Origin of the sequence: Candidatus Accumulibacter meliphilus (assembly GCF_036625345.1) — a bacterium.
GTDB lineage: Bacteria > Pseudomonadota > Gammaproteobacteria > Burkholderiales > Rhodocyclaceae > Accumulibacter > Accumulibacter meliphilus.
In genome coordinates, this window is record NZ_JAZKTZ010000004.1 from 121,711 (window position 1) to 136,962 (window position 15,252).

Annotated in this window: 15 protein-coding genes; 11 read left to right on the plus strand and 4 right to left on the minus strand. The window is 60.7% G+C overall.

The window, feature by feature from the left end; translation table 11 throughout:
• Window positions 1-13 precede the first annotated feature (13 nt).
• The 8 genes from ilvD to V5B40_RS09480 all read left to right on the plus strand — a co-directional run bounded on the left by ilvD (window position 14) and on the right by V5B40_RS09480 (window position 8,111).
• A complete protein-coding gene (ilvD, locus tag V5B40_RS09445; RefSeq protein ID WP_332354272.1) occupies window positions 14-1,870 on the plus strand; it encodes a dihydroxy-acid dehydratase in 1,857 nt (618 codons plus the stop codon).
• A gap of 13 nt (window positions 1,871-1,883) precedes the next feature.
• The gene (gene rhtB, locus V5B40_RS09450; RefSeq protein ID WP_332354273.1) at window positions 1,884-2,504 is read left to right on the plus strand and encodes a homoserine/homoserine lactone efflux protein; all 621 of its coding nucleotides are present in this window, start codon (window positions 1,884-1,886) and stop codon (window positions 2,502-2,504) included.
• Between the two features lie 185 nt (window positions 2,505-2,689).
• A complete protein-coding gene (locus V5B40_RS09455) occupies window positions 2,690-2,998 on the plus strand; it encodes a c-type cytochrome (RefSeq protein WP_332354274.1) in 309 nt (102 codons plus the stop codon).
• Window positions 2,999-3,165: 167 nt separating this feature from the next.
• Window positions 3,166-4,452, plus strand: a complete 1,287-nt coding sequence (locus V5B40_RS09460) for a branched-chain amino acid ABC transporter substrate-binding protein (RefSeq protein WP_332354275.1) — start codon at window positions 3,166-3,168, stop codon at window positions 4,450-4,452.
• A 163-nt stretch (window positions 4,453-4,615) separates the two neighbouring features.
• Window positions 4,616-5,539 (plus strand): branched-chain amino acid ABC transporter permease, encoded by a 924-nt coding sequence (locus V5B40_RS09465; RefSeq protein ID WP_332354276.1) that lies wholly within the window; start codon window positions 4,616-4,618, stop codon window positions 5,537-5,539.
• On the plus strand, window positions 5,536-6,612 hold the full coding sequence (locus V5B40_RS09470; RefSeq protein ID WP_291997448.1) for an ABC transporter permease subunit: 1,077 nt from the start codon (window positions 5,536-5,538) through the stop codon (window positions 6,610-6,612). The genes V5B40_RS09465 and V5B40_RS09470 overlap by 4 nt, the downstream gene beginning before the upstream one ends.
• 2 nt (window positions 6,613-6,614) lie before the next feature.
• Window positions 6,615-7,391 (plus strand): ABC transporter ATP-binding protein, encoded by a 777-nt coding sequence (locus V5B40_RS09475; RefSeq protein WP_332354277.1) that lies wholly within the window; start codon window positions 6,615-6,617, stop codon window positions 7,389-7,391.
• Between the two features lie 15 nt (window positions 7,392-7,406).
• Entirely contained in the window at window positions 7,407-8,111 is a 705-nt protein-coding gene (locus V5B40_RS09480; protein ID WP_332354278.1) for an ABC transporter ATP-binding protein, read from the plus strand.
• Between the two features lie 82 nt (window positions 8,112-8,193).
• On the opposite strand, the gene V5B40_RS09485 is transcribed toward V5B40_RS09480, so the two are convergent.
• The gene (locus V5B40_RS09485; protein WP_332354279.1) at window positions 8,194-9,369 is read right to left on the minus strand and encodes an EAL and HDOD domain-containing protein; all 1,176 of its coding nucleotides are present in this window, start codon (window positions 9,367-9,369) and stop codon (window positions 8,194-8,196) included.
• A complete protein-coding gene (locus V5B40_RS09490; protein ID WP_332354280.1) occupies window positions 9,362-10,435 on the minus strand; it encodes a CDP-6-deoxy-delta-3,4-glucoseen reductase in 1,074 nt (357 codons plus the stop codon). The genes V5B40_RS09485 and V5B40_RS09490 overlap by 8 nt, the downstream gene beginning before the upstream one ends.
• A gap of 39 nt (window positions 10,436-10,474) precedes the next feature.
• On the opposite strand from V5B40_RS09490, the gene V5B40_RS09495 reads away from it, so the two are divergent.
• Genes V5B40_RS09495 through V5B40_RS09505 form a run of 3 tightly spaced genes read left to right on the plus strand, consistent with a single transcriptional unit; the run spans window position 10,475 to window position 12,994 of the window.
• A complete protein-coding gene (locus V5B40_RS09495) occupies window positions 10,475-11,404 on the plus strand; it encodes an NAD-dependent epimerase/dehydratase family protein (RefSeq protein WP_332354281.1) in 930 nt (309 codons plus the stop codon).
• The gene (locus V5B40_RS09500) at window positions 11,395-11,811 is read left to right on the plus strand and encodes a CopD family protein (RefSeq protein WP_434735861.1); all 417 of its coding nucleotides are present in this window, start codon (window positions 11,395-11,397) and stop codon (window positions 11,809-11,811) included. Before V5B40_RS09495 ends, V5B40_RS09500 begins: the two co-directional genes overlap by 10 nt.
• A 19-nt stretch (window positions 11,812-11,830) precedes the next feature.
• On the plus strand, window positions 11,831-12,994 hold the full coding sequence (locus V5B40_RS09505; RefSeq protein ID WP_332354542.1) for a THUMP domain-containing class I SAM-dependent RNA methyltransferase: 1,164 nt from the start codon (window positions 11,831-11,833) through the stop codon (window positions 12,992-12,994).
• A 28-nt stretch (window positions 12,995-13,022) separates the two neighbouring features.
• On the opposite strand, the gene V5B40_RS09510 is transcribed toward V5B40_RS09505, so the two are convergent.
• Window positions 13,023-14,159, minus strand: a complete 1,137-nt coding sequence (locus tag V5B40_RS09510) for a PilT/PilU family type 4a pilus ATPase (protein WP_332354283.1) — start codon at window positions 14,157-14,159, stop codon at window positions 13,023-13,025.
• A 27-nt stretch (window positions 14,160-14,186) separates the two neighbouring features.
• Entirely contained in the window at window positions 14,187-15,233 is a 1,047-nt protein-coding gene (locus V5B40_RS09515; RefSeq protein WP_332354284.1) for a type IV pilus twitching motility protein PilT, read from the minus strand.
• Between the last annotated feature and the right edge of the window lie 19 nt (window positions 15,234-15,252).

Here is a 15,252-nt window from a genome sequence, read left to right on the forward strand (position 1 = left end):
TTGGAGATTGGCAATGCCTGACTATCGTTCCCGCACCTCGACCCACGGTCGCAACATGGCTGGCGCCCGCGCCCTGTGGCGCGCAACCGGCATGAAGGATGGCGACTTCGGCAAGCCGATCATCGCCGTCGTCAATTCCTTTACCCAGTTCGTTCCGGGTCACGTGCACCTCAAGGACATGGGGCAACTGGTGGCGCGCGAGATCGAGGCCGCTGGCGGGATCGCCAAGGAATTCAACACCATCGCCATCGATGATGGTATCGCCATGGGCCACGACGGCATGCTCTATTCGCTGCCTTCGCGTGACTTGATCGCCGACTCGGTCGAATACATGGTCAATGGCCATTGTGCCGACGCCATGGTCTGCATCTCGAACTGCGACAAGATCACGCCGGGGATGCTGATGGCGGCAATGCGGGTGAACATCCCGACGATCTTCGTCTCCGGCGGCCCGATGGAAGCCGGCAAGGTTGACTGGGGTGGCAAAGTCATTGCCATAGACCTGGTTGATGCCATGGTCAAGGGCGGCGACAGCAATTGTTCCGACGACGAAGTCGACAGCTTCGAGCGCTCGGCCTGTCCGACCTGCGGTTCCTGTTCCGGTATGTTTACGGCCAACTCGATGAACTGTCTGACCGAGGCGCTCGGCTTCTCGCTCCCCGGCAACGGTACCGTTCTCGCCACGCACGCCGATCGCAAGGGGCTTTTTCTGGAGGCCGGCCGGCAGATCGTCGCACTGTGTCGTCGCTACTATGAGCAAGAGGATGCCTCGGTGCTGCCGCGTTCGATCGGCAGTTTCGAGGCCTTCGAGAACGCCATGACGCTCGACGTATCGATGGGCGGCTCGACCAACACCGTGTTGCATATTCTGGCGGCGGCACAGGAGGGCGGGGTGAACTTCACCATGGACGACATCGACCGCATTTCGCGCCAGGTGCCGTGCCTGGCCAAGGTGGCGCCGGCGACACGTGATTACCATATCGAGGATGTGCACCGTGCCGGCGGAATTTTCTCGATTCTCGGCGAGCTCGACCGCGCCGGCCTGATTCATCGCCAGCAGCCGACGGTGCACGCGACAACGCTTGGCGAGGCGATCGACCGCTGGGACGTGATTCGCAACCAGGACCCGGCGCTGATCGAGTTTTTCCGGGCGGCACCCGGCGGCATTCCGACGCAGACGGCTTTTTCGCAAAACAGGCGCTATCCGGAGCTCGACGTGGATCGCGCCAACGGTTGCATTCGCAACCGTGAGCATGCCTACTCGCAGGATGGTGGCCTGGCCGTGCTGTATGGCAATCTGGCGACCGACGGTTGCATCGTGAAGACTGCGGGCGTTGACGAAAGCATCTGGGTATTCACCGGCAAGGCGCGGGTGTTCGAAAGTCAGGACGATGCCGTGCAAGCGATTCTGTCTGATCAGGTCAAGGCGGGTGAGGTGGTGGTCATCCGCTACGAAGGGCCGAAAGGCGGTCCGGGCATGCAGGAAATGCTTTATCCGACTTCCTACCTGAAATCCAAGGGACTGGGAAAAGCCTGCGCCCTGCTCACGGACGGCCGTTTTTCCGGCGGCACTTCCGGTCTGTCGATTGGGCACGCTTCACCCGAGGCCGCTGAAGGCGGAGCGATCGGCCTGGTCGAAGAGGGGGATGTGATCGAAATCGACATTCCTGGTCGCCGCGTTCACCTGGCCATAACGGAAGCCGAAATGGCCAGGCGTCGTGCCGACATGGACGCCCGCGGCGAAACTGCCTGGCAGCCGGCAAGCACGCGTCAGCGGGTGGTTTCAAAAGCCTTGCAGGCGTATGCGCTGATGGCGACATCGGCGGCGACCGGCGCCGTGCGTGATCTGGAACAGCTGAAGAAGCGCTGATCTGGGAGCGCCAATGGCCCTTGACCTCTGGCTCGGTTTTCTGCTGGCGTCGCTAGTGATCTCGATCACTCCCGGCCCGGGAGCGGTGACCAGCATGAGTGCCGGACTAAACTACGGCTACTGGCTGGCTTTGCGCGCAATCCTCGGTCTGCAGGCCGCTTTGTTGATACAGCTGATGGTCGTCGCTGCCGGGCTCGGCGTGTTGGTGGCGACTTCGGCGTTCGTCTTCGATCTGGTCAAGCTCGCTGGTGCAGCCTATCTGATCTGGCTGGGCATCGAGAAATGGCGGGCGCCGATAGCGGGGATCGATCAGGCAGGTGTTGCGCCGGCACCTGCCAACGGCCTTTTCTGGCAAGGCTTGCTGGTCAATCTGAGCAATCCGAAGGCCATTCTCTTCATCGCCGCGCTGGTGCCGCAGTTTGTCGACGCGGGAAGCCCGCAGTGGCCGCAGTTCCTGCTCATCGGGATCACCATGTGTGCGGTCGACATCCTCGTCATGTCCGGCTATGCGCTGCTGGTGTCGCGACTGCGCCGCTGGCTGCGCGACGCGCGCGCATTGAGGACCCAGAATCGTCTTTTCGGTGGCTTTTTCATCACCGCAGGAATCCTCCTCGGCGCTTCGAGCAGGCATTGACACTTGGCCGTGGCGGCCGCGAGGCGGGCAGCGACTGCCGGGGGATGTCAACGCTCCGTGTTGCCAATGCGTTATGTGCGCTTACGTTTGCGCCACCGGTAACGCGAATCAACGGGCTTTGCAAGCGGGCCAAACTGAAATAATATCGCGGCGTACCAAACCATCTTTCTGAACGGAGTAAGAGTATGAAAGCGATCTACGTGAGCCTGCTGGCTGCTGCCGGCGTAATGTCTGCCGGTGCCGTCCAGGCTGAAGACGCAGCGGCCCTGGCCAAGTCCAAGAACTGCATGACCTGCCACCAGGTGGACAAGAAGGTCGTCGGTCCGTCGTACAAGGACGTGGCGAACAAGTACACCGCCAAGGACGAGCCCATGCTCGCCGCGAAGATTATTTCGGGTGGCAAGGGTACCTGGGGCCCGGTGCCTATGCCGCCGAACAAGGTGACGCCCGAAGAGGCCAACACCCTGGCCAAGTGGATCCTCAGCCTGAAGTGATCACTGCATGAAGAAAAACCGGCCCAGGGCCGGTTTCCTTTTTTTGGAGCAGCCGAGCAAGCGCCATGCATCTCGACAACAGATATGCATGTTGACAAGCTCATGATGTGCTTGGACAATCGCGCGTTCGCTACCCCATTAAAAACACAATATTGGAGATGACACCTATGAATCAAGTACATATGCCTGGCGTTCTGATCGCTCTGGCCGCGTCTGTGGCGCTGATTGGTTGTGGCAAGAAGGAAGAACCCAAGGCGGCGGCACCTGCGGCAGCCACTGCGGCGGCGCCGGCGCCGGCGGAAATGATTGTCAAAATCGGCCACGTTGCGCCGCTGACCGGCCCGATTGCCCACCTCGGCAAGGATAACGAGAACGGTGCTCGCATGGCGGTCGACGATGCCAATGCACAAAAAATCACCATCGACGGCAAACTGGTCAAGTTCGAACTCCTCGGTGAGGATGACCAGGCCGACCCGAAGACTGGCACGGTCGTTGCCCAGAAACTTGTTGACGCCAAGGTCGTCGGCGTCGTCGGTCACTTGAATTCGGGGACCACCATCCCTGCTTCTTCCATCTATAACCAGGCTGGCCTGCCGCAGATCTCGCCATCGGCGACCAATCCGAAGTACACCCAGCAGGGCTTCAATACTGCCTTCCGGGTGATGGCCAATGATGTTCAACAGGGCTCGGTGGTCGGTACCTACGCCGCCAAGGACCTGGGTGCCAAGACCATCGCCATCATTGATGACCGTACGGCCTACGGGCAGGGTCTGGCGGACGAAGTCGAGAAGGCTGCCAAGGCCAACGGCGCGACAGTCGTCGCGCGTGAGTTTACCAACGACAAGGCCATCGACTTCAAGGCCATTCTCACCAAGATCAAGGCAACCAATCCCGACGTGATCTTCCTCGGCGGCATGGACGCGGTCGGCGGCCCGATGCTCAAGCAGATGAAGGAGCTGGGCATCAACGCACAGTTCACCACCGGTGACGGCGGTTGCTCGCCCGAGCTGATCAAGCTTGCCGGTGTGGCGTCCGAAGGCGTCATCTGTACGCAGGCCGGTTTGCCCGCCGATAAACTCCCGAATGGTCAGAAATTCCTCGCCGACTTCACCAGCAAATATGGGCAGATTCAGATCTACTCGCCGTACAGCTACGACGCCGTGATGGTCCTGATCGACGCCATGAAGCGCGCCAATTCGGTCGATCCCGTCAAGTATCTGCCGGAAGTCGGCAAGACCTCGTACGAGGGGGTGACCGGCAAAGTCGAGTTCGATGAAAAAGGCGACATCAAGAACGGCGCAATCACCGTTTTCGAGATCAAGGATGGCAAGCTGGTCACTCTGAAGAGTGAAGGCGGCGCCATGGCTGCCGCTGCGCCGGCAGCTGCGGCTGCGCCTGCGGCTGCGCCTGCGGCTGCTCCCGCGGCTGCTCCCGCCACGGAAGCCAAGCAGTAAACCTGGCAACCGGCACCACGGGGACGACAGCTTTGCTGCCGTCCCCGCGCTTACCTGCATCCGCTCAGCATGAGCCGGGCCTTGCGCCCGCACGCCCGATTCCTGGCGCCCTGAGTCGGAACCTGCGGTTCGCCCCACGCACATTGTTGCGGAAAGCTCGACCATGGACACTCTCCTCCAGCAACTGATCAACGGCCTTACTCTCGGCGCGGTCTACGCGCTTGTCGCTCTCGGATACACGATGGTCTATGGCATTATCGGCCTGATCAACTTCGCGCACGGTGAAGTGGTGATGATCGGCACGATGGTCGCTTTCACGGTCATTGTTTCGCTTGCCGGTTCCGGCATGCCGCCGCTACTCATTCTCGGCATTGGCCTGCTGATTTCGGTGTTGGTGTGCATGGTGCTCGGCTGGTTCCTGGAACGGGTGGCCTATCGCCCACTGCGTGGTGCGCCGCGGCTGACGCCGCTGATCACCGCGATTGGTATGTCGATGGTCTTGCAGAACGTGGCCATGATCATCTGGGGCCGGAACTACATTACCTTTCCGCCGATGATCGAGAAGCACATTTTCCATATCGGCGGTGCGACTTTCACCAACGTGCAGGTCGCCATTGTTACCATCGCCGCGCTGGTGATGTCCGGCCTGATCTATCTGGTGCACCGTACACGCCTCGGCATGGCCATGCGCGCAACGGCGCAGAACCCGCAGGTGGCCTCCCTGATGGGCGTCGATATCAATCGCGTCATTGCCATGGCTTTCATCATCGGCTCGGCGCTGGGTGCCGTTGCTGGCTGTATGGTCGGTTCGTATTACGAAATCGCGCATTACCAGATGGGCTTCATGCTCGGTCTGAAGGCCTTTACGGCAGCCGTTCTGGGCGGTATCGGCAACCTCGCCGGGGCCATGGCCGGCGGTATTCTGCTGGGCGTGATCGAGGCCCTCGGCGCGGGCTACATCGGGCAACTGACGGGTGATTTTCTGGGTAGCCACTACCAGGATATCTTCGCCTTCGTGGTCCTGATCGTGGTTCTCATGTTTCGTCCCTCGGGTCTCTTTGGCGAACGTACGGGAGATCGCGCATGAACGGCCAAGTGAAGACATCTGTTCCCTGGCAGCGGCATTGGCTGGCTGTGGTGCTGATCACCGTGGTCCTGCTGGCCGTGCCTTTCGTTGCCGCACTGGGTGGCCAGGCCTGGGTACGCATCGCGAATTTCGCGATTCTTTATATTTTCCTGGCGCTCGGCCTGAATATCGTCGTCGGCTACGCCGGCCTGCTGGACCTCGGTTACGTTGCCTTTTACGCGGTCGGCGCCTACGTCTATGCTTTGCTGGCATCGCCACACTTCGGGCTGCACTTGCCATTCTGGGTCATTTTACCGCTGGGTGCCGGCGTCGCCTGTCTCTTCGGGATGCTGCTCGGTGCGCCGACGCTGAAGTTGCGGGGTGACTACCTGGCCATCGTCACGCTCGGCTTCGGCGAGATCGTGCGCATCTTCCTGAACAATCTGAATGCGCCAATCAACGTCACCAATGGTGCGCAAGGGATTACCCTGATCGACCCGATCAGGATCGGTGATTTCTCGTTTGCCGACACAACGACCATCTTTGGCCTGCAAATCTCGGGGCCCCAGAAATACTACTACCTGCTGGTGGCGCTGGCGATCATGGTGATCATCGTCAATGTCCGCTTGCAGAATTCTCGGGTCGGTCGTGCCTGGCAGGCGATTCGCGAGGATGAGGTGGCCGCTAAAGCCTGCGGAATCAACACCCGCAACATCAAGCTGCTGGCTTTCGCCATGGGGGCCTCCTTCGGGGGCATCGCCGGCGGCGTGTTTTCGGCAATGCAGGGCTTCGTCAGCCCCGAGAGTTTCTCGCTGATGGAGTCGATCACCATCCTGGCGATGGTCGTTCTCGGCGGCATGGGCCATATCCCCGGTGTCATTCTCGGGGCGATCCTGCTGACCGCGCTTCCCGAGGTCTTGCGCTATGGCATCGAGCCGCTGCAGGATGCGCTTTTCGGGCGCATGATCATTGATCCGGAAAGCTTGCGAATGCTCATCTTCGGCCTGTCGATGGTGCTCGTGATGCGCTTCCGGCCGGCAGGTCTGTGGCCTTCGCCACAACGCCGTCGCGAACTTGCCGAAAGCACGCGTTGACCATGAGCGAACCACAGATTCTTCTCGAAGCCCACGATGTTGCCAAGCATTTTGGCGGCGTCAAAGCTTTGCACGACGTTTCGCTGACCATTCGGCGAGGTGAGATCTACGGCCTGATCGGCCCCAATGGGGCCGGCAAGACGACCTTTTTCAACTGCCTGACTGGTCTCTACAAGAACGAGAGCGGCCATTTCGTCTTCGACGGCGAGAAGCTGGCCGCCGATGCTCCGCACAAGGCGGCCGAAGTCGGGATTGCCCGCACGTTTCAGAACATTCGCCTGTTCGGGAACATGTCGGCGATCGAGAACGTGATGGTCGGACGGCATCTGCGTACGCATGCGGGCGTGCTTGGTGCGATCATTCGCAATCGGGCGACGATGGCCGAAGAGGCGGCGATTACTCGTCGCGCCGAGGAGCTTTTGCACTACGTCGGTATTCACGAACGGGCGCACGATCTGGCCAAGAACCTTTCCTACGGCGACCAGCGCCGGCTCGAGATTGCCCGCGCCCTGGCCACCGAACCCAAATTGCTGGCGCTCGACGAACCTGCTGCGGGGATGAACGGCACCGAAACGGAAGCCTTGCGGATCCTTGTCGAAGGCATTTGCCGGGATGGCGTGACGGTCTTGCTGATCGAGCACGACGTCAAGCTGGTGATGGGCTTGTGCGGACGGGTGGCAGTACTCGACTACGGCGAAAAGATCTGTGAGGACGTGCCCGCAGTGGTGCAGAAGGATCCTCGCGTCGTCGAGGCCTACCTCGGTGGTTCGGTCGCCTGAAGGAAAAGAAGAATAATGCTTGAAGTTACCGGACTACGCGTTTCCTACGGTGGGATCCAGGCCGTTCGCGGCATCACGTTTCACGTCAATGAGGGCGAGATGGTCGCTCTGATCGGTGCCAACGGCGCCGGCAAGAGCAGTACCCTGCGCGCCTTGGCACGATTGCTCGATCCTGTCGGTGGCAGTATTCGCTATCGTGGCAAGGAACTTGTCTCCCTGCCGCCGTATCAGCTGGTCGGCGAAGGGATCGCGCTGGTGCCCGAAGGCCGCGGTGTTTTTCCGCGCATGAGCAGCCTCGAAAACTTGCGCATGGGCGCCTATCCCCGCACTGACAAGGCCGAAATCGAACGCGATCTCGAGCACGTTCTGGCGCACTTTCCGCGCCTCAAGGAGCGCGCCCAACAGATCGCCGGGACCCTTTCCGGTGGTGAGCAGCAGATGCTGGCCATCGGTCGCGCACTGATGAGCAAACCCAGGCTGATGCTGCTCGACGAACCTTCGATGGGTCTCGCGCCGATCATGGTGCAGAAGATTTTTGAGGTTATTCGTACGGTGTCACTGGAGGGTATGACCATTTTGCTCGTCGAGCAGAACGCCAAGCTGGCATTGGAGGTCAGTCAGCGTGGTTACGTCATGGAGAGCGGCGAAATTACCATCACCGACGAGTCGAAGAAACTACTCGCCGACCCGAAGGTACGCGCCGCCTACCTCGGCGAGTAGTGCCGCAGAGTCGCAGAGCCGCGCTAATCGCGACGCTATTGCTGTCGCTTGCGGCGACAGCCGAACAGTCGCCACCTGCCTGCTAGAACTCCACCGCTTCGGCGAATGCCTGTGCCTGCAGTTGCGCGCGATTGAACTGGTCTGCCGTCAGGCCGAGCATCGCCGCCTGTTCGGCAATCAGCTCGCCCTGATCGCCTTCGCTGGACAGTGCCAGTTCGAGGAAGGGCAGATAGCGGCCGCCATGCCCGAGCAGCGCATCGCAGATCGCGTCGGGTAGGCGCATGGCATCGAGTGCCTGCTCCATGCCGACGCCGAGCAACACGTCGAGCAAGGAGAAAGCCCCGGTAATGAAGAGGTTGTCGTACTCCGCTTTGTCGACCAGTCCGGCTGAGAGCAATTCCATCAGCCGGCCTCGCAGCAGGGCGGTGTACATCAGCGCCGGTGCCATCGGGTCCTTGCTGGCGGTCGCCAGCAGCAGTGACAACCAGCGATTGAGCTTGTCGTAGCCGAGCATGTTGACGGCGTGCCTGAAGGACTGGATTTCGCAGGACAGGCCAAAGCCGGCCGAGTTGATGTAGCGCAGCAGCTTGTAAGACATCGCTACGTCGTGCTTGAGCGCGGCCTCGATTTCCCGAATATCAGCATTCTGGCGGACCAGATTGAGTACCCGTACGATGTTCGTCTGCGCCGGACTGAGCGTCTTGGCGAGCTGGCTGGTCGGCCTGGTGAAGAACCATCCGGCGGCAGCGGTCATGCCGCCATCCATGCAGGCCCGGAAATCCTCACTGGTCTCGATATTCAAAGCGATCCCAATGCCGTAGTTTTTGGTGCGCGCCGCCAGCAGTTTCAGCTGCGCGAGCGTGAACTGCCTGGCGTCAAAAGCGATGAAGCGAAACGGCACATCGACCGCTAGCGCTTTCGTGGCCTGCGCATCAAAAAGCAGACAGGCGGTCGGCTGCCAGGTTTGCAGGGCAGCAATCAGGTCAGGTCCGTCGGCACCGAGCAGTGCTGCGGCGGGTAGTTCCATGGCCGCGTTGTCGGGGGCCGACCAGTCCAGCAAGCCGGCGTCGCATTTGCTGTCGCCGCAGCTGATGAACACCGTTTTCTCGCTTCGCGTCCAGATGTCGTCCAGGGCACCAAGAGCATTCGCGGCATCCTGCATGTGCGCGTGCTTGCCTAGGTGGAGTGTCCAACGGCTGGCGATGACCCTGCTCTGACGATTGAGCAGCGGCTGGCGGGACATGAAGACCTTATTCATATTGGCCGACCTTTTGGTCCGTAGGATTGATGGTATCGATCGCCGCGAGGGTGTCGGACGCAAAGTCGAAAGAGTCGGCGAAGAACTCCTCCGCCGGCAAGTGGCAGAGCGTCTGGAAATCCTGCCTGGCGGCGGCGACCATCGCCGGGGAGCCGCAAACGTAGGCCTGATAGCCGGACAGGTCGGGATAGTCTGCCATCGCGGCTTGATGAACGAGGCCACGGCGGCCGTTCCAGCACTCGTCCGCGGGCGCGTCAGAGAGTACCGGGATGAAGCGCAACTGTGGATGCTGCGCCGGCCACTGTTCGGCGAGCGCCAAGAGGTAGAGGTCTGCTGGCTGCCGGCCACCCCAATAAATGACCATCTGGCGCTCGTTCTTTTCCGCAATCGCTTGTTGAACGATGGCCTTGATCGGCGCGAAGCCGGTACCGCCGGCGACCAGTAGGATCGGCTTGTGCGAGTCGGAGCGCAGGAAAAAGCTACCCTGCGGCCCACGCAGGCGCAGCAAATCGCGCTCCTTCAGGGTCTCGAATACGTGCTCGGTGAACTTTCCCCCGGGTATGTGGCGGACATGCAATTGCAGAAAAGCGTCTTCGTGCGGCGCGTTGGCAATGGAAAAAGCCCGCCGCTTGCCTTCCTTGAGCAGGATGTCCACGTATTGTCCGGCGAGAAACTGCAGGCGCTCGCTGGCCGGCAGCTTGAGTTCGACGATCATTACATCCGGGGCCGCTCGGGTCAGGCTATGCACTCGTGCGGGCAGGGTTCGGATGGGAATGTCATCGAGGGAGCGGATCTCCCGGCTTTCGATGACCAGGTCGCTGCGCGCCATGGCGCAGCAGAAGAGGGCGTCGCCGGCATGGCGGTCGGCCTCGCTGAGGACATCGAGCGCTGCCTTGCCATGCGCTACCTGACCGCTCAGCACTTTGCCCCGACAAGAGCCGCAAACGCCATCGCGACAGCCGTAGGGAAGGCACAAACCCTGGCGCAGTGCGGCATCGAGAATCGTCTCCTCTGGCTGTGCATGAAAACTGTGCTGGCTTGGCTGAACGCTGACCTGAAAACTCATTGCCTCTCCGCTGCTGTACGAATCCGGTAAAATTGCGCGGTGCAAAAACTATTGATCGTCGGTTGTGGAGATATTGCCCGCCGTCTCCTGCCCCGGCTGCTTGGCCACTACCGCGTTTTCGCCCTTGTCCGCGACGCGGAACAAGTCGCTTTCTGGCGCGACAAGGGCGCCAGACCCGTGCTCGCCGATCTTGATCGACCCGACAGCCTGCGACGTATTGCCGGCCTGGCGCAGATCATCATCCATCTGGCGCCGCCCGCGACGTACAAGCCGACAGGTGGGGCGAGCGATCGGCGCGATACCCGCACTCGCTGGCTACTTGCCGCACTTGCAAGTGGGATGAGTCTACCACAGCGCATCGTGTATATAAGTACGTCCGGGGTCTATGGCGACTGCTCCGGCGAACGGGTGGACGAGACGCGAGTACTCTGCCCAGGCACCGCCCGCGCCCACCGCCGCGTTGACGCCGAGCGCCAGCTGCGAGCTTTCGGCCGGCGCGGCGTCGTCGTCAACATCCTGCGGGTGCCCGGGATCTACGCCGCTGACCGTTTGCCGATCGAACGTCTGCGGCGCGGCGTCGCGGCGCTGCGCAAGGCCGACGATGTCTATACCAATCACATTCATGCCGATGACCTGGCAATGATGACCTGTGCCGCGCTGCGCTACGGCCGCAGTAACCGCGCCTACAACGCGACGGATGATTCAGAGATCAGGATGGGCGACTACTTTGATCTCGTTGCCGATCGTTTTGCTTTGCCCAGAGTGCCACGTCTGTCGCGTGACGAGGCGCAAGAGCAGCTCTCGGCCCTGCAACTGTCGTTCATGAGTGAATCACGTCGGCTGCTCAACCAGCGCGTCAAGAAAGAGCTTCGGGTCAGGCTGCTCTATCCGCATGTCGAGGACGGTGTGGCCGCAGCCGCAGACGGCCATGACTTTCACATTAAGGAATGGAAGCGTCCGTGCTGCTAGCCAAGGTTCTGCATCTGTGGATGGTGGTCAGCTGGTTCGCCGGCCTGTTCTACCTGCCGCGTATTTTTGTCAATCTGGCGATGGTCGAGCGCGGTAGCGACAAAGAGCGCAAGCGCCTGTTGACGATGGCTGAAAAGCTCTACCGCTTCATGACGCCGATCGGCTTTCTGGCGGTTGCTTTTGGTCTCTGGTTGTGGTTCGGCTACGGTTTTTCGGGTGGCTGGTTGCACGCCAAAACCGCGCTGGTGGCGTTGCTGATTGCCTATCACGCATATTGTGGTCGCCTGTTGCAAGGCTTCAAGGATGACCGCATCCAGCGTAGTGATGTCTGGTTCCGCTGGTTCAATGAAGTGCCAGTGCTTTTGCTGCTGGCGGCGATTTATCTCGCCGTCTTCAAGCCTTTTTAGTTCGTAGCGATCGGAGACAATCGTGGAAACCTTCTTTGCAAGCTGCCCGCGTGGTCTCGAGACCCTGCTCGCCGACGATTTGCTGACGGCTGGTGGGCGTGATTTGAAACAGATCTCCGGTGGGGTGCATTTCCTCGCCGACTGGCCGGCCTGCTACCGCGCCAATCTTCACTCGCGGATTGCCACTCGCATCCTGTGCCGGGTGGCGCACGGCCGCTATGCGAAGGAGGAAGACATCTACCAGTTGGCGCTCGAGACGGCATGGCCAAAATGGTTCGTTCCGGAGCAAACGATTCGGGTCGATGTCAATGCGGTTAAAAGCCCCCTGAAGAGCATTGAGTTTGTGACGCTGCGGATCAAGGACGCGGTTTGTGATCGTTTTCGCCGGGACTTCGGCCGCCGTCCAAGCGTGGACACGCGGCAACCGGACGTGCGCATTCAGGGCTTCATCAGCAGCGACGAGTGCACGCTTTATCTCGATACCTCGGGGGCGCCGCTCTATCAGCGCGGCTTTCGCCAGAAGAGCGTCGAAGCGCCGTTGCGCGAAAACCTCGCCGCCGGCATTTTGCGCCTCAGCGGCTGGCAACCGGGCATCCCTCTGCTCGACCCGATGTGTGGCAGTGGCACTTTCCTGATCGAAGCCGCCCAGATAGCGCTTGGCGTGGCAGCGGGCGCCAGGCGGGATTTTGCTTTCCAGAAGCTGCACAATTTTGATTCCGCGGCCTGGAAAACGCTCTATGACGCGGCGCGCGCCGGCGAAAAACCGCTTGCCAATGCCGGAATTTTTGGCAGTGACATTTCGCCGGTGGCGGTGCGCGCTGCGCTGGCCAACCTCGACCGTGCCGGGCTGCTACCCGCGGTCAGCCTGCGTTCGGGGGATTTGCTTGACATCGAGGCGCCTGCTGGCAGCGGAATAATGGTCAGCAATCCGCCTTACGGCGAGCGCGTCTCCAGTGATGACGAACTGGCAGCGTTCTACCCCTTGCTGGGCCAGGCGCTCAAGCAAGGCTTCGCCGGCTGGACCTGTTATCTGATCAGCGCCGACACCCGTTTGCCGAAGATGATGCGCTTGACTCCGAGCAAGAAGACGCCCTTGTTCAACGGTGCGCTCGACTGCCGCCTGTACGAATTCAAAATGGTCGCCGGCAGCAACCGCGGCAAGGCCGGGGCGAAAGCCGTGTAGTGATTGGGCGCACGTGCAGCCTGCCACCTTAGACGATATCGAGGTGGCCGATGCCGGCGGTGAGGTCGCGGTCTTGCGACTCCTTGCCGTGCAGCTTGATCTGCAGGCGTAGATCGTTGAGCGAGTCCGCGTTGCGCAAGGCGTCCTGGTAGTTGATCTGACCGCCTTCGTAGAGATCGAACAGCGCCTGGTCGAAGGTCTGCATGCCCAGTTCGCGCGAGCGCTTCATGACCTCCTTGATCTCGTGTACCTGTCCCTTGAAGATCAGGTCGGAGATCAACGGTGAGTTGAGCAGCACTTCGATTGCTGGTACTCGCCCCTTACCGTCCTTCTTCGGCAGCAGGCGCTGCGAGATCAGCGCACGCAGATTCAGGGAAAGGTCCATCAACAACTGGTGGCGGCGCTCTTCGGGGAAAAAGTTGATGATCCGGTCGAGCGCCTGATTGCTGCTGTTGGCATGCAGCGTGGCCAGGCACAGGTGCCCGGTCTCAGCGAAAGCAACGGCGTAGTTCATGGTCTCCCGGTCTCTGATTTCGCCCATCATGATCACGTTCGGTGCCTGCCGCAGGGTGTTCTTCAGCGCCGCTTCCCAGGAGTCCGTGTCGACGCCGATTTCGCGTTGCGTGACGATGCACTTTTTGTGCTCATGCACAAACTCGATAGGGTCTTCTATGGTGATGATATGGCCATAGCTATTGCAGTTACGGTGATCAAGTAGCGCGGCCAGTGACGTGGTTTTTCCCGTGCCGGTGCCACCGATGAAGATGACCAGGCCGCGGCTGGTCAGTGAGATGTCCTTGAGGACTGCTGGCAAGGCCAGTTCGTCCAGGGTTGGCACCACCAGGTTGATTGTCCGACAGACCACCGCGACGCGCCCCTGTTGCACCAGCGCATTGACACGAAAGCGACCGATGCCTGACGGTGAAATGGCAAAGTTGCATTCCTTTTTTTCTTCAAACTCGGTCGCTTGACGGTCGTTCATGATCGAGCGTGCAAGCTCGGCAGAGTGCTGCGGCAGTAGCGGCTGGTTCGATACCGGCATGACCTTGCCGTCGATCTTGATCGCCGGCGGGAAATGGGCGGTGATGAACAGATCGGAACCGTTCTTCTGCGTCATCAGCCGCAGCAGTTCGTGCATGAACTTCAGCGCTTGGTCGTGCTCCATGCTTTCTCTCCTGCTCGCGAAGCGGGTCTAGACGTTGGCGAAGGTGTCTTTGTTGGCGGCCTTGCTCTTGGCTTCCGCTGCCGAAACGATATTGCGCCGGACGAGTTCGACCAGGTTCTGGTCAAGGGTTTGCATACCATGTTGCTGACCGGTTTGCAGTGCCGAGTACATCTGCGCCACCTTGTTCTCGCGGATCAGGTTGCGGATTGCCGGCGTGCCGAGCATGATCTCGTGCGCAGCGACCCGTCCCAGGCCATCCTTGCTCTTGAGCAGCGTTTGCGAAATCACCGCACGCAGCGACTCGGAGAGCATCGAGCGAACCATTTCCTTCTCGGCAGCCGGGAACACGTCGACGATGCGGTCGATGGTCTTGGCCGCGCTCGACGTGTGCAGGGTGGCGAATACCAGGTGTCCGGTTTCGGCGCCGGAGAGTGCCAGACGGATGGTTTCCAGATCACGCATTTCGCCAACCAGAATGACGTCCGGGTCCTCGCGCAGCGCCGAGCGCAGCGCATTCTGAAATGACAGCGTATGCGGTCCGACTTCGCGCTGGTTGATCAGACACTTCTTCGACTGGTGAACGAACTCGATGGGATCCTCGACGGTCAGGATGTGGCCGTACATGTTCTCATTGACGTGGTTGACCATCGCCGCCAAGGTAGTTGATTTGCCTGAGCCGGTAGGGCCGGTGACCAGCACGATGCCACGCGGAAACTCGGAGATGCTCTGGAAGATTTTTGGACAGTTGAGTTCTTCGAGGGTCAGCACTTTCGACGGAATCGTCCGGAAGACGGCACTGGCGCCGCGGTTCTGTACGAAGGCGTTGACGCGAAAACGTGCCAGATTCGGGATTTCGAAGGAAAAGTCGCATTCCAGCGTCTCTTCGTACTGTTTGCGCTGGCCGTCGCTCATGATGTCGTACACCCTGGCGTGCACGTCCTTGTGCTCCATCGCCGGCAGGTTGATGCGGCGCACATCGCCATTGACCCGGATCATTGGCGGCAGGCCCGATGACAGGTGCAGGTCGGAAGCCTTGTTCTTGACACTGAAGGCCAGTAGTTCGGTGATGTCCATCCGGTTCGGTCCTCGGGCG

What these genes read in the sequence shown, in the direction of transcription:
- ilvD (WP_332354272.1), top strand. Translation starts at nt 14, where the DNA reads ATGCCTGACTATCGTTCCCGCACCTCGACCCACGGTCGCAACATGGCT.
- rhtB (WP_332354273.1), top strand. Translation starts at nt 1,884, where the DNA reads ATGGCCCTTGACCTCTGGCTCGGTTTTCTGCTGGCGTCGCTAGTGATC.
- V5B40_RS09455 (WP_332354274.1), top strand. Translation starts at nt 2,690, where the DNA reads ATGAAAGCGATCTACGTGAGCCTGCTGGCTGCTGCCGGCGTAATGTCT.
- V5B40_RS09460 (WP_332354275.1), top strand. Translation starts at nt 3,166, where the DNA reads ATGAATCAAGTACATATGCCTGGCGTTCTGATCGCTCTGGCCGCGTCT.
- V5B40_RS09465 (WP_332354276.1), top strand. Translation starts at nt 4,616, where the DNA reads ATGGACACTCTCCTCCAGCAACTGATCAACGGCCTTACTCTCGGCGCG.
- V5B40_RS09470 (WP_291997448.1), top strand. Translation starts at nt 5,536, where the DNA reads ATGAACGGCCAAGTGAAGACATCTGTTCCCTGGCAGCGGCATTGGCTG.
- V5B40_RS09475 (WP_332354277.1), top strand. Translation starts at nt 6,615, where the DNA reads ATGAGCGAACCACAGATTCTTCTCGAAGCCCACGATGTTGCCAAGCAT.
- V5B40_RS09480 (WP_332354278.1), top strand. Translation starts at nt 7,407, where the DNA reads ATGCTTGAAGTTACCGGACTACGCGTTTCCTACGGTGGGATCCAGGCC.
- V5B40_RS09485 (WP_332354279.1), bottom strand. Translation starts at nt 9,369, where the DNA reads ATGAATAAGGTCTTCATGTCCCGCCAGCCGCTGCTCAATCGTCAGAGC.
- V5B40_RS09490 (WP_332354280.1), bottom strand. Translation starts at nt 10,435, where the DNA reads ATGAGTTTTCAGGTCAGCGTTCAGCCAAGCCAGCACAGTTTTCATGCA.
- V5B40_RS09510 (WP_332354283.1), bottom strand. Translation starts at nt 14,159, where the DNA reads ATGGAGCACGACCAAGCGCTGAAGTTCATGCACGAACTGCTGCGGCTG.
- V5B40_RS09515 (WP_332354284.1), bottom strand. Translation starts at nt 15,233, where the DNA reads ATGGACATCACCGAACTACTGGCCTTCAGTGTCAAGAACAAGGCTTCC.